Genomic DNA, 12,548 nt, shown 5'->3' with positions numbered 1-12,548 from the left:
GCGGTCGAGCGCGAGGCGGTGGGCATCATCGCCAAGATGGCCAAAGATGCCCTGCCCAGGGCGGAAGAGATCTTCGGCGAGCGGGCGGCTCGTGACGGGTTGTCCGGAACAGCGAGAGACATCCTCAAGGGGCGTGAGGAGGCCGCCGTCGCGAAGTTGTCGCAGGAAGGCCGCGATGCGGCGGCGGACGTGGCCCGCCGCGCCGCGACCAACGAACCCGCCATCACCAGCACGCTCGAGCGGGTCGTCGCCGACACACCGGGCGCCGAGCTGGTGGGTAAGGAGTTCCGGCTCAAGTCCGACGACTCGCTACTTCGCAAGGTCGCCGGCGACGTGGACGGCGGCAAGACGGCCTCCGAAGCCGCCGGCGGCATCAACGACGCCGTCCGGTACACGATCACCTCCTCGCCGGAGGAGTACTCCACGGTGACGTCGGACGCGATCGCGAAGATGCGCAGCGAGGGTTTCGAGCCGATCGCGATGAAGAACAACTGGGGCGACGAGGGTTATCAGGGCATCAACTCGACTTGGCGCTCGCCGAGCGGACAGACCTTCGAGATGCAGTTCCACACCCCCGAGAGTTTCGCCGCGAAGGAAGCCACACACACGATCTACGAGATGGAACGGGTGTTTCCCAAGGAAGATCCGATCCGCAGACTGCTCGGCAGGGAGCAAAACCCGGTGTTCGGGCAGGTGACCCGTCCGCCGGGCGCGCGGGTCTTCGATTTCGGTGGGGGGTAGCCGATGATCGACTGGCAATACGTGCTTGTCGGTTCGAACGACGATCACGACCGGGCCCTCGCCGCAGCGCTGGACGACGACGCTTCGACGGTGCTCGTCCGCACCGTCGAAGGATTGGCGGCCGATGACCTGCTGCGTCCCGACGGCAGCTGGCACGACACCGACCGCCTGCGGCGGATCACCCACCGCGGTGACATCGCCTGGGCCGTGCCGATCACCCACGCCGAGGCGCGTCGCGTCGTTACCTCATGGCGTGCTGCGGGCCGGCTGCATGCCGACCCCGAGCTCGACGAGCCCGTTCCGGCCGAGCTCCTCGCGCAAGCACGTGTCGATGAGTGCGCTGCACGCCTGCGCGCGGCGCCCCCGCTCGCCGCCGCGGCCGTTCAGCGGGTGCGCGGCGAGCTGCTCGACCCGTCGGGCGAGCTGGCCGGGCCGTGGCTGGCCGGCGCCGGCCGCCTGGCCGTGCCCGTGCAGTCTGCGATCGGGTTGCACTACCCGGACGACATCGAGCGTGTGCGCGCGGCGTTCGCGTCCGTCGGGGCCGAGACGCTCTGGGCGGTAAGCGTCGCCGACGCCGACAAGATCGCCCGCTGGGGTGTGCCCACCGCCGTCGAAGTGCCGAATGAAGGCGATTGGCTCGGTGCTTTCGGGTCGGTGTACTTCGCTACCGGTGACGTAGTCCTGACGACCACGCAACTGGACGCGGTCATCCTGCAGCGCGTCGATCATGGCGTGCTCGCCGGAGAGATCGACTTCGTCCGTTGCGTGCTGGGCGGCAGTCCCGAGGACGCATGGGAGGCGTTCGCGGCTTACCTGCGCGGCGAGTCCTACCGCACGCCGACACGAGATCTCACCGGGGTGGCCGAGCGCTACGGCCCCAGGAAATGGACGTCCGCGAGCGAGGAAGGAGCGCCGTCATGACGTCGGCCGAAAGCACGCAGTGGGAATACTTCCTGGCGGGTGAACCCCTCGATGACGATCACCGGGGACAGGGGTTGATCCGATTGCCCGCAGGAGGGCCGGTGTCGCTGGCCGAGTCGGTGGGCCCAAGCGGGGAGTGGCAGCTAACCGACACGCTGTGGAAGAACCGCTACGAGGGCAGGGACGAGCCGGTGCACCCGATCAACGTCCGGGATGCCGAGGCGCTGCTGCTCCGCTGGGTCAGCACCGGACGGCTGGCGAGATACCCGTCGGCTGGTTCGAACATCCCGCCCCAGCAGGCCGAGCGGCTGACGCAGGCCGATCATGAGGCGCGAGCGGTCTGGAACCGAGTGCAGGCGCCGCCGGGTGCCACCGAGATCAGTTTCTGACCGGCACTGTGCCACCGCGCTTCGGTATTCGCGTTTCCGCTGGGGTGCCTGATCGGCCATGATCGGGCCATGACGGGTGAGCGTGCCGCGGAGCGCAAGCCGCGGGCGCGGATTAGCTTTGAGGACATGGCAGCCAGGCGTGCGGAACGACTCGTCAACCTGGTCATCTGCCTGCTGTCCACCCGTCAGTTCCTCACCGCCGAGCGCATCCGCGACGCCGTGCCGGGCTATGAGGCCGCCGACGGCGCGAAGGCCACCGACGAGGCGTTCAAGCGGATGTTCGAGCGCGACAAGGCCGAGCTGCGCGACCTGGGCATCCCGCTCGAGACCGGCCGCAACAGTCACTTCGACGCGGAGGACGGGTATCGCATCCGCCGGCGCGACTACGAGTTGCCACCCATCGAGTTCGATGCCGCCGAGGCTGCCGCGGTGGGCCTGGCCGCCCGGCTCTGGCAGTCGGCGACGCTGGGTGAACCGGCCCGGCAGGCGTTGATCAAATTGCGGGCCGCGGGGACCGACGTCCGCGCGTCCGACGCTCCGGGCGCCGTGCCGCAGCTCGACGCGAGCGACCCGAGCCTGCCGCCGCTGCTGACCGCCTCGCGGTCGGCAACCGTCGTCCAGTTCGACTACACGAAGCCCGGCGCGGCGCAGCCCGAGACCCGCACGCTCGAGCCGTGGGGCGTGCTGTCGTGGCGTAAGCGCTGGTACGTCGCCGGCTTCGACCGCGACCGCGGCGAGCCGCGCAGCTTCCGGTTGGGCCGCATCACCGGCACGGTCCGGACGGTTGGCGAACCCGGCGGCTTCGAGCGACCCGAGCACGTCGACCTGCCGAGGCTGGTCACCGGAATCAAGCCCGAGCGCGACCGGGTGGCGTTGGTCGAGGTCACCGGCGCGGGTGCGGGCCAGCTGCGCCGCATCGCGCAGTCCGAGCGCGACGGGTTGCTCACCATCGACTTCACCGACACGGAGTGGTTGGCCCGCATCATCGCCGGCAGCGGCTCGGCGGCGCTGGTCCTCGAGCCGCCGGACCTGGTCGCGGCCGTGATCGCCCGGCTGCGTGCCGTTGCGGCAGCGACATGAGGGCACCAGAAGCGGGAGGGTCGAGCTGATGGCGATCAACTCGAACGAGCAGCGGCTCCCGCGCCTGCTGGCGCTCGTGCCCTACCTGCAGGCCCGACCGGGCATCAGTGTCGAGCAGGCCGCGGCGGACTTCGGGGTCACCGACGCGCAGCTGCGCCGCGACCTCACGCTGTTGTGGATGTGCGGGCTGCCCGGGCACGGACCAGGTGACCTGATCGACCTGTCCTTCGAGGGCGAGAACGTCGAGGTCCTCTTCGACGCCGGCATGTCCCGGCCGCTGCGGCTGACCGCCGAGGAGGCGCTGGCCCTGGTCGTCGCGCTGCGCACCCTGGCCGAGACGCCGGGGCTGGCCGACACCGACGCGGTGCAGCGGGCACTGGCCAAGGTCGAGTCGGTGGCCGGCGAAGCGGTCCGCGACGAGACCGTGGCCGTGCAGCTCGACGCCGCTGAGCGGCTGCTGCCGGTGCTGCACAACGCCGTGGACCGGCGCCATGCCTTGCGGATCCGCTACTACAGTGCCTCGCGCGACGAGACGAGCGAGCGCACCATCGACCCGCTGCGGATTTTCAGTGTTTCCAGTGCCGACGACACCTATTACGTGGAGGCCTGGTGCCGGCGCGTCGAGGGCATGCGGGTCTTCCGGCTCGACCGCATCGAGGACGTCGTCGAGCTCGACGAGCCGTCCTCGGTGCCGGCCGGCATCGAGCTGCGTGACCTGTCCGAAGGTGTGTTTCAGCCCGCCGCCGAGCACCTGCTCGTCGGGCTGCGGCTCGGGCCGGCCTATGCGTGGGTCGCGGATTACTACAGCACCGAAACCGTCGAGACCGGGCCCGGGCCCGAGGACGGCCAGCTCCTGCGCATCGAGCTGCGGGTGGCCGACCCCGCGTGGGTACGGGCACTCGTGTTGGGCTCGGCGGGGCAGGTCGAGGTGCTCTCGCCGGAGTGGCTTGCTGAGGACGTGCGCGCCGAGGCGGCCCGCACACTCGCCGCCTACGGCTAGGCGTTTCCTCCGTCGACGCGACGTAGAGTGCTCGTCGTGGAGTGGATCCCGATCGGCGCCTGGCTCGCCGCGGTCGTCGTGGCGATCGTGGTGCTCGGGTTCTGCGCCTACGAGCTGGCCTGGAAGGCGCGCCGCCTGCGCCGCGATGTCACGCAGCTGCAGAGCCTGAACGGTCAGCTCGTCGAGCTGCAGAGCGGCATTGCGGCCGCTCAGGAGCGCATCGCCGCAACCGGACTGCGCTGAGCACCGATGCCGAAGCGGGGACGGGCGTGACCCGGGCCGACGAGCGGCGCAGCGACGTGCCCAAAGCCGTCGTCAAGGTGCGCAAGCCGAGGAAGAAGCGACCCCCCAAGACCCCCGACGGCCGGATGGCCGTCCTGGACCACCTGCGCGAGCTGCGTCGGCGGATCATCTGGGCGATGGTGTTCATCGCGGTCGGAGCGGTCGTCGGGTGGGTGCTGTACCTGCATACCCTGGATTTCCTCAAGCAGCCCTATTGCGACGTCCCGGCGAAATACCGGGTCGTCTCGGCCGCCAAGGGCGCGCCGCCGTGCCCGCTCATCTACCACGGCGTGCTCGACGGGTTCACCGCGCGGCTGAAGGTCTCGGTCATCTCGGGAATGATCTTCACTGCCCCGTTCTGGCTGTACCAGATCTGGGCGTTCATCACTCCCGGGCTGAAGAAGAACGAGCGCAGGTACACGATCTCGTTTATCGCGGCCTCGACCGTGCTGTTCGCGGCGGGCATGTCGCTGGCCTACATCGTGCTCTCGAAGGGTCTGCAGGTCCTGCTCGAACAATCCGGTTACGGCACTCAGGCCCAGCTGACCATCAACGACTACCTCTCTTTCGTCACGTTGATGCTCGTCGTGTTCGGTGCCGCGTTCGAGCTGCCGCTGCTCGTCGTGATGGCGAACATGGCCGGCGTGCTGTCGGCGAAGGTCCTGAAGAAGTCCCAGCGCATCGCGATCTTCCTGATCTTCCTGTTCGCGGCCGTCGCCACGCCGTCGACCGACCCCTTCACCATGTGCGCCATGGCCATTCCTATGGTGATCCTGTTCGAGGCCGCGGTGCTGTTCGCCGTCATCCACGACCGCCGCAAGGCCCGGCGCAAGGCGGTCGAGCGCGCCGACCCGCATCTGGAGGACGACGCCCCTTCGGTGGTCGACCCGATCCCGCAGCGGCTGCCGATCGCTCCGTCCGACAGCTGGTCCGACACCACGTGACCCGCCGGCGCGTCGCCCTCGTCGTCAACCCGGCGTCGGGTGTGGCAAGGCGGCCCGCGTCGCCCACGCCGTGGCCGAGCGACTCGGGGCCGTGGCCACTGTGCAGATCCACCAGGCGTCCTCACCCGAGGGTTCGCGCGAGCTGATCGCCGGGGTCGCCGCGTCGTGTGATGCGGTGGTTGTGCTCGGGGGCGACGGCATCGTGCACCTCGCGGCCCAGTCGCTCGCACAGACGTCCGTGCCGCTCGGCATCGTGGCGGCGGGCACCGGCAACGACGTCGTCGACACGCTCGGGCTGGCGGCCGATCCGCTGGCCGGCGCCGACGCCATCGTGGCCGCACTGGACGCCGGGACCTCGCGTCGCCTCGACCTGGGTCGCACCGAGGACGGCCGGTGGTGGGTGACCGTCCTGTGCGCCGGGTTCGATTCGGCGGTCACCGAGCGCGCGAACGCATTGCGCTGGCCGAAGGGCCCGCGCCGTTACGACGTTGCCATCGCCGCCGAACTCGTCCGCCTCGCCCCGCGACCGTTCCGCTTGGAACTGGACGGCGAGGTGCTCGACGAGCCCGCAATGCTCGTAGCCATCGGCAACGGGCCGCAGTACGGCGGCGGCAAGCGCATCTGCGAGGGCGCCCGGATGGACGACGGGACGTTCCTGGTCACCGTCGTGCGGCCAGTGGGCCGGCTGACGTTCGCCCGGATCGCGCCGAAAATGGCCACCGCCGGCCACCTTGGTCACCGGGCTGTGACGCAACACGTCGCCCGGCGGGTCACCGTCTTCGCTCCTGACACCCCCGGGTATGCCGACGGCGAGCGGCTAGGACCGCTGCCGCTGACCACCGAGTGCGTGCCCGGAGCGCTGCGCGTGCTCGTCCCGCCCCGCTGACCTCTCCCGACGCCCGAGAGATGGGTGCGGACCGCTCGCGTTCTGCCATCACGTGCGATGGCGGACCGAGTGACTGACTGTTACACCAAGTAGTCATTGCGTGCGGCCTGCTTGCCATCGCAGGCAATGGCAGGCAATGGCAGGCAATGGCAGAACGCTAGCGGCGGCGACAGGTAGCTGTCGACTCTTAGCTGTCGACGCCGATCATCACTTCGGTGGACTTCACCAAGGCGGTCACGGGCGCACCGACGGTGAGTCCGAGGTCGGCGACCGCGTCCCTGGTGATCGATGCGGTGATCTGCTGGCCGCCGTCGAGGTCGACCTTGACGATGCTCATGACCGAGCCGTCCTCGATGCTCGCGACGGTGCCGGTGAGTTGGTTGCGGGTGGACAGGCGCATGTGAAACTCCTCTGCGGGAAATCGATTGAGGCGGGCTCGGCGGATCGGGGTCGACGGTAACGCCCTCACTAGTGTGGAGGGGTGTCCTCGCCGAGTGAGCGGTACGCCGCGTCCCGGCGCCGACGGGGCCGGCCGATCCTCATCGACTTTCGCGCCGAACTGTCGTTCCTGCTCGACCCGTTCCAGGAACAGGGGTGCGAGGCGCTCGAGGACGGCTACTCGGTTCTGGTGTGCGCACCGACCGGAGCGGGGAAGACCGTCGTCGGTGAGTTCGGAGTGCACCTAGCGCTCGCAGCCGGGCAGAAGTGCTTCTACACAACGCCGATCAAGGCGTTGTCGAACCAGAAGTACAACGACCTCGTCGACCGCTACGGGCCCGGTCAGGTCGGCCTGCTGACGGGTGACACGTCGGTCAACGCCGATGCGCCCGTGGTCGTGATGACCACTGAAGTGCTGCGCAACATGCTGTACGTGGGCAGCCCGGCGCTGACCGGTCTCGGCTACGTGGTGATGGACGAGGTGCATTACCTGGGCGACCGCTTCCGCGGCGCCGTCTGGGAAGAGGTGATCATCCACCTGCCGGCGGCGGTGCGGCTGATCTCGCTGTCGGCGACGGTCAGCAACGCCGAGGAGTTCGGCGAATGGCTGGTCTCGGTGCGCGGCGAGACGAGGGTGATCGTGCACGAGGAACGGCCGGTCCCGCTGTGGCAGCACGTGTTGGTGGGCAACCGGATGTTCGACCTCTTCAGCGCGGACGGCTCGTCCGTGGACGCGCAGCTGATGCGCCATGTCGCCGACCGCACCCGCTATGTCGATCCGGTACCCAATCGCCGAGGCGGGAGGGGCCCGCGCGGGTGGCGACCCCCGAACCGTCCCGAGATCATCGCCCGGCTCGATCGCGAGGGCCTACTGCCGGCGATCACCTTCATCTTCAGCCGGGCCGGATGTGATGCCGCAGCGAAGCAGTGCGTCTGGGCCGGCATGTGGTTGACCACCGGGGACGAGCGGATCGAGATCGACGAGGTCATCGACGAACTGACCGTCGACGTCCCGCGCGAGGACCTTGACGTGCTCGGCTACTGGGAGTGGCGCGACGGGCTGCGGCGCGGCGTGGCCGCGCACCACGCCGGGCTGATCCCGGCCTTCAAGCAGACGGTCGAGGAGCTGTTCGTCCGCGGTCTCGTCCGGGCCGTGTTCGCCACCGAGACCCTAGCGCTGGGCATCAACATGCCGGCCCGCACCGTCGTGCTCGAACGACTGACCAAGTACAACGGCGAGGCGCACGCCGACGTCACGCCGGGGGAGTACACCCAGCTCACCGGCCGGGCCGGGCGTCGCGGCATCGACGTCGAAGGGCACGCCGTCGTCGTCTGGTCGCCCGACGTCGACCCGCAGCGGGTTGCCGGTCTGGCGTCGAACCGCACCTATCCGTTGCGCTCGTCGTTTCGACCGTCGTACAACATGGCGGTCAACCTTGTCGGTCAGCTCGGCCGGCCCGCCGCGCGCGACTTGCTCGATGCCTCCTTCGCGCAGTTCCAGACCGACCGCGGCGTCGCCGGGTTGGTGGCGCAGATCCGTCGCAACGACGAGACACTGCGTCAGCACAAGCGGCACATGCAGTGCCATCTGGGCGACTTCGCCGAGTACGCCGACCTACGTCGTCGGGTCGGCGAGCGCGAGTCGCTGCTCGCGCGGGAGGGCGCCCGCGAACGGCGCGGCGCCATCGCGGCCTCGCTCGAAACGCTCAAGCGCGGTGACGTCATCAGGGTGCCCCGGGGCCGCCGAGCCGGACTGGCGGTAGTGCTCGACCCGGGCGTGGCGCCGCGCGACGACCCGCGCCCGCTGGTGGTCACCGAGGGGCGGTGGTCGGGACGGTTGTCGCTCGTCGACTTCCCGACCACGGTGGACGTCCTGGGCACAGTGCGGGTGCCCAAGCACGTCAACCACCGCTCGCCGCAGGAACGACGCGATCTTGCCGCCAGCCTGCGTGCGCTCGACCTGCCCGACGACGTTCCCCGCCGGTCGAAGCGAGCGAGTGCAGACGTCACGTCCGACGGTGACGCCGAGGTGCTGCGGCTGCGCCGCGCGCTGCGGGCCCATCCGTGCCACCAGTGCGCCGACCGCGAGGAGCACGCTCGCTGGGGTGAGCGCTACAGCCGGTTGGCCCTCGAGAACGAGGGTTTGCGACGGCGCATCGACGGTCGTACCGGGTCGCTCGGCCGCACCTTCGACCGGATCTGCGAACTGCTCGACGAGCGGGGTTATCTCCGCGGCGACGAGACGACGCAGGCCGGCCGGCAACTGGCCCGTATCTGGTCGGAGACCGACCTGCTCACCGCCGAGTGCCTGCGCGCCGGAGTCTGGGAACATCTCGATCCCGCCGAATTGGCGGCGGTCGCGTCCTGCCTGGTCTACGAGGCGCGCCGTGAGGAACTGCTGGTCGACACCATGCCGAGCCCCGCCGTACGCGACGCGCTGGCCGGCACCGAACGGATCTGGGCCGACCTGGCCGACGCGGAGGAGCAGCGACAGCTGCCGCCGAGCCGAGGCCCGCAACTCGGCTTCGTGTGGGCGATCTACCGCTGGGCTCGTCAGGAACGGCTCGACCGCGTGCTGGGCGTAGCGGCCGAGCGCGGCAGCGAGCTGTCGGCCGGCGACTTCATCCGCTGGTGCAAGCAGGTGCTTGACCTGCTCGAACAACTTGCGGCGGCGCCTGGCCCGGGCGGTGGCACCTCGGCGATCGCTGCCACCGCGCGCAGCGCAGCAGCAGCCATCAGACATGGTGTCGTCGCGCAGAGCATGCGGCCCTGACCCACGCGCGCGGTGACAGGCGATACCGTGAGCCCGGCTCGAACGACCAGACGGTGAGGTAGCGCATGTCCGACCAGAACAACGAGGGTGGCAACGCCGGCCAGCAGTGGCCGCAGAACACCCCGCCGCAGCAGCAGAGCTGGCCCCCCTCGCCGCCGACGAACGACGAGCCCGGCGGGGACACTCCGCGCAGGGACACTCCACCCAGCGACGAGCCTGACGACGCGCACGCGACGATGGTGGTCCCGCGGTTCAGCGGCGACCCCACCCCGGGTGGGCAGGCGCCGAGTCAGGGCGCGCCGCCGCCGTTCCGCCAGCAGCAACCGCAACAGCCCGAATACGGCCAGCCCCAGTACGGCCAGCCCCAGTACGGCCAGCCCCCATACGGGCAGCAGCAGCCGCAGTACGGTCAGCCCCAGGCTCCGGCGAGCCAGCCCCAGGCGCCGCCGAGCCCGTGGAGCTCGCCGAGCTCACAGCAGCCAGCACCTCGTCCGCAGCCTCCGAGCGCAGCCGGCGGAGCGAGCCACGAGACCATGGCGATCCCGGCCGGCTCGTTCGGCGCTCAGAGCCCGTACGGCCAACCCGGTTTTTCGCAGTCGTCGAGCGCCCTCGGCCAGGGCGACCAGGGCTACGCCCAGCAGGACTATGGCCAGCAGGGCTATGGCCAGCAGGGCTATGGCCAGCAGCCCTATGGCCAGCAGCCCTATGGCCAGCAGCCCTACGGCCAGCAGCCCTACGGGCAACAGACGTACGGCCAGCAGGGCTACGGGCAGCCCGGTTACGGTCAGCCCGGCCCGTCCTCGCCCCAGCAAGCGGGAAAGAGCAAGAAGGGCCTGTGGCTCTCGCTCGTCGCGCTCGTGGTGGTGATCGCCGTGGCCCTCGTCCTGGTCTTCGCGGTATTTAAGCCGTTTGCCGACAAGAAGCTCAGCCACACTGCGGTCGAGAAGTACATCGCGTCGCACTTCAGCACCAGCAACGTGACGTGCAACGACGGCAAGAACGCGACGGTCAAGAAGGGCGCCACCTTCACCTGCACGGCGTCGGGCAACACGACCTACCGGGTGCGCATCACCGACACCAGCGGGGCCAAGTACACCGTCCAACCGAAGGGGTAACGCGACGGATCAGCTGCGGGCGGCGGCAACAGCCTTCGTGAGCCGCTCGATCGAGCTCTCGATGCCCAGCTCCGCGGTGAGGTGCGCCAGCCGCTCGGGATCGCGTGGTTCGAGCGGCAGCTCGTCGTCGACCTCATCGACCGGGGCGTCGATCCGGCCGCGAACGGCGGCCGGTGCCTTGGCCAGGTAGTCGAGTGCGGCGCGCACCTTCGCCGCGGCGCCGGCGGGGAATCCGTCGTCGCCTGCCTGCGCGGCGAGCACGATGTCCTCGACGGCGCCAAACCGGCTCACAAGCGCCGCGGCGGTCTTCTCGCCCACGCCGGGCACGCCGGGCAGCCCGTCGCTGGGGTCGCCGCGCAGGACGGCGAAGTCGGCGTAGTTCGTGGCCGGGATGCCGTACTTGGCCCGCACCGCCGCCGGCGTCATCTCTTCCATCCTGGCGATGCCCTTGCCCGTGTACAGCACGGTGACCCGCTCGTCGGCGAGCGCGAGCATGTCGCGGTCGCCGGTGACGACCTCCACGAAGTCGGTATCGCGATAGGCGAGGGTGGCCAGCACGTCGTCGGCCTCGAAGCCCTCGGCACCGGCACACGCCAGGCCGAACGCGGTCAGCACCTCGAGCAGCAACGGCACCTGCGGGCTCAACAGGTCGGGCACCTCCTCGCCGCCATCGGGGGCCACCCGATGCGCCTTGTAGGTGGGGATCAGTTCGACGCGGAACGCGGGCCGCCAGTCGAGATCGAGGCAGGCCACCCAGCGCGACGGGCGACGCTTGTCGATCAGCGAAGCGGACATGTCCAGGAAGCCGCGGATCGCGTTCACCGGCCGGCCGTCGGGCGAGGTCACCGACTCGGGGACGGCGTAGAACGCCCGGAAGTACAGCCCGGCCGCGTCGATCAACATCAGCGTCATTCAGACGCCGCCCTCGGTGCTCGCCCGCAGGACGAGCTCGGTGGGCAGGACGACGGCCGGTTCGCGCGGCAGCTCGTCGTCCGGGCCGGCGATCAGGGCGAGCAGCCGCGTCGTAACGTCCAGCGCCTGGACGCTCACCGGCTGGCGCACCGTCGACAGATCCATCAACTCGGCGTAAGGCTGGTCGTCGAAACCCATGACCGCGATGTCGACGCCGGCCTGCAGACCCGAGCGGTGGATCTCGCGCAGGGCGCCGTACGCCATCTCGTCGCTCTCGGCGAACAGCGCCGTGGGCCGCTCCGGCAGGTCGAGGAAGTAGCGGGTCGCGGCCTGGCCACCTTCGACGGTGAAGTAGCCGAGCCGCTCGAGCGCCGGGTCGAAGTCGATGTCCGCGTCGGCCAGGCTCTGGCGGTAGCCGTCGCGGCGGTGCAGCGGCGGGGTGAAGCGCATCGGGTCGTCGGTGTCGCCGCCGATGAGGCCGATGCGGCGATGCCCCAGGCCTGTCAGGTGCGTGACGGCCGACTGCGCGGCCGCGACATCGTCGATGCCGGCCGACAGGAAACCGTCGCGCTGGATGCCGAGCAGGCCCACCGGACGGTTGAGTGCGGTGAGGGCCTCGAACTCGGCGTCCTCGAGCACCAGGCTGGCCACGAGCACACCGTCGACGCGCTTACGCATCGGCATCTCGTCGAAGAAGCGTTTGCGGCCTTCCTCGCTACCCAGGTTGTAGAGCAGCAGGTCGAGTCCGGCGCGGCGCAGCTCGGCCTCGACGCTGTCGATGACCTCGGCGAAGAACCAGCGGTTGACGAACGGAACCACCAGCCCGATGGTCGCCGTACGCCCGCTGGCCAGGCGCGCCGCGAAGGGGGAGGCGACGTAGTTCAGCTCGGTGGCCGCGGTCAGGACGCGATCGCGGGTGCCGGCGGCGACGTCGGGGAGCCCGCGCAGCGCCCGGGAGACCGTCGCGATCGACACTCCGGCCCGCCGGGCGACGTCCTCGATGCTGGCGACCACGAACACTCCCTCTTCGTCGAGCGGTGGTTACGTGACTGTAAACGCTACCGTCG

At 70.0% G+C, this 12,548-nt stretch carries 13 protein-coding genes; 10 read left to right on the top strand and 3 right to left on the bottom strand.

Annotation, left to right across the window (positions count from 1 at the left end; translation table 11 throughout):
- The first annotated feature begins 18 nt into the window (after positions 1–18).
- The 8 genes from ACFFC4_RS06385 (at position 19) to ACFFC4_RS06350 (ending at position 6,243) form a co-directional block, all read left to right on the top strand.
- The gene (locus ACFFC4_RS06385; protein ID WP_375498900.1) at positions 19–741 is read left to right on the top strand and encodes a hypothetical protein; all 723 of its coding nucleotides are present in this window, start codon (positions 19–21) and stop codon (positions 739–741) included.
- 3 nt (positions 742–744) lie between these two features.
- Positions 745–1,662, top strand: coding sequence for a hypothetical protein (locus tag ACFFC4_RS06380; protein ID WP_375498898.1), 918 nt, complete (start codon positions 745–747; stop codon positions 1,660–1,662).
- Positions 1,659–2,051 carry a hypothetical protein gene (locus ACFFC4_RS06375; protein WP_375498896.1) on the top strand — a complete coding sequence of 131 codons (393 nt, stop codon included), beginning with the start codon at positions 1,659–1,661 and terminating at the stop codon, positions 2,049–2,051. Before ACFFC4_RS06380 ends, ACFFC4_RS06375 begins: the two co-directional genes overlap by 4 nt.
- Before the next feature lie 126 nt (positions 2,052–2,177).
- Positions 2,178–3,131 carry a helix-turn-helix transcriptional regulator gene (locus ACFFC4_RS06370; protein ID WP_375498894.1) on the top strand — a complete coding sequence of 318 codons (954 nt, stop codon included), beginning with the start codon at positions 2,178–2,180 and terminating at the stop codon, positions 3,129–3,131.
- 28 nt (positions 3,132–3,159) lie between these two features.
- On the top strand, positions 3,160–4,131 hold the full coding sequence (locus tag ACFFC4_RS06365) for a helix-turn-helix transcriptional regulator (RefSeq protein WP_375498892.1): 972 nt from the start codon (positions 3,160–3,162) through the stop codon (positions 4,129–4,131).
- Between the two features lie 36 nt (positions 4,132–4,167).
- Complete coding sequence (locus ACFFC4_RS06360) at positions 4,168–4,374, top strand: hypothetical protein (RefSeq protein WP_375498890.1); 207 nt, start codon at positions 4,168–4,170, stop codon at positions 4,372–4,374.
- Between the two features lie 26 nt (positions 4,375–4,400).
- Complete coding sequence (tatC, locus tag ACFFC4_RS06355; protein ID WP_375498888.1) at positions 4,401–5,357, top strand: twin-arginine translocase subunit TatC; 957 nt, start codon at positions 4,401–4,403, stop codon at positions 5,355–5,357.
- 91 nt (positions 5,358–5,448) lie between these two features.
- On the top strand, positions 5,449–6,243 hold the full coding sequence (locus tag ACFFC4_RS06350) for a diacylglycerol/lipid kinase family protein (protein ID WP_375498886.1): 795 nt from the start codon (positions 5,449–5,451) through the stop codon (positions 6,241–6,243).
- Between the two features lie 187 nt (positions 6,244–6,430).
- On the opposite strand, the gene ACFFC4_RS06345 is transcribed toward ACFFC4_RS06350, so the two are convergent.
- Complete coding sequence (locus tag ACFFC4_RS06345; RefSeq protein WP_375498884.1) at positions 6,431–6,643, bottom strand: molybdopterin-binding protein; 213 nt, start codon at positions 6,641–6,643, stop codon at positions 6,431–6,433.
- An 81-nt stretch (positions 6,644–6,724) separates the two neighbouring features.
- Between ACFFC4_RS06345 and ACFFC4_RS06340 the strand changes: the two genes are divergently transcribed.
- Both ACFFC4_RS06340 and ACFFC4_RS06335 read left to right on the top strand, forming a co-directional pair.
- Positions 6,725–9,454, top strand: coding sequence for a DEAD/DEAH box helicase (locus tag ACFFC4_RS06340; protein WP_375498882.1), 2,730 nt, complete (start codon positions 6,725–6,727; stop codon positions 9,452–9,454).
- Between the two features lie 65 nt (positions 9,455–9,519).
- The gene (locus ACFFC4_RS06335; RefSeq protein WP_375498880.1) at positions 9,520–10,569 is read left to right on the top strand and encodes a DUF4333 domain-containing protein; all 1,050 of its coding nucleotides are present in this window, start codon (positions 9,520–9,522) and stop codon (positions 10,567–10,569) included.
- Positions 10,570–10,578: 9 nt separating this feature from the next.
- Here the strand turns inward: ACFFC4_RS06335 and ACFFC4_RS06330 are convergent, their stop codons facing one another.
- On the bottom strand, positions 10,579–11,481 hold the full coding sequence (locus tag ACFFC4_RS06330; protein ID WP_375498878.1) for a 5'-3' exonuclease H3TH domain-containing protein: 903 nt from the start codon (positions 11,479–11,481) through the stop codon (positions 10,579–10,581).
- Positions 11,482–12,495: a LacI family DNA-binding transcriptional regulator gene (locus tag ACFFC4_RS06325; protein ID WP_375498876.1), complete on the bottom strand. Its 1,014-nt coding sequence runs from the start codon at positions 12,493–12,495 to the stop codon at positions 11,482–11,484. It abuts the gene before it with no gap.
- Positions 12,496–12,548: the final 53 nt, after the last annotated feature.

The organism is uncultured Jatrophihabitans sp. (assembly GCF_964244045.1).
Taxonomy (GTDB): Bacteria; Actinomycetota; Actinomycetes; order Mycobacteriales; family Jatrophihabitantaceae; genus Jatrophihabitans.
This window is presented reverse-complemented; position numbering and strand designations above follow the sequence as displayed.

What these genes read in the sequence shown, in the direction of transcription:
- ACFFC4_RS06365 (WP_375498892.1), top strand. Translation starts at nt 3,160, where the DNA reads ATGGCGATCAACTCGAACGAGCAGCGGCTCCCGCGCCTGCTGGCGCTC.
- ACFFC4_RS06375 (WP_375498896.1), top strand. Translation starts at nt 1,659, where the DNA reads ATGACGTCGGCCGAAAGCACGCAGTGGGAATACTTCCTGGCGGGTGAA.
- ACFFC4_RS06335 (WP_375498880.1), top strand. Translation starts at nt 9,520, where the DNA reads ATGTCCGACCAGAACAACGAGGGTGGCAACGCCGGCCAGCAGTGGCCG.
- ACFFC4_RS06345 (WP_375498884.1), bottom strand. Translation starts at nt 6,643, where the DNA reads ATGCGCCTGTCCACCCGCAACCAACTCACCGGCACCGTCGCGAGCATC.
- ACFFC4_RS06370 (WP_375498894.1), top strand. Translation starts at nt 2,178, where the DNA reads ATGGCAGCCAGGCGTGCGGAACGACTCGTCAACCTGGTCATCTGCCTG.
- ACFFC4_RS06330 (WP_375498878.1), bottom strand. Translation starts at nt 11,481, where the DNA reads ATGACGCTGATGTTGATCGACGCGGCCGGGCTGTACTTCCGGGCGTTC.
- ACFFC4_RS06380 (WP_375498898.1), top strand. Translation starts at nt 745, where the DNA reads ATGATCGACTGGCAATACGTGCTTGTCGGTTCGAACGACGATCACGAC.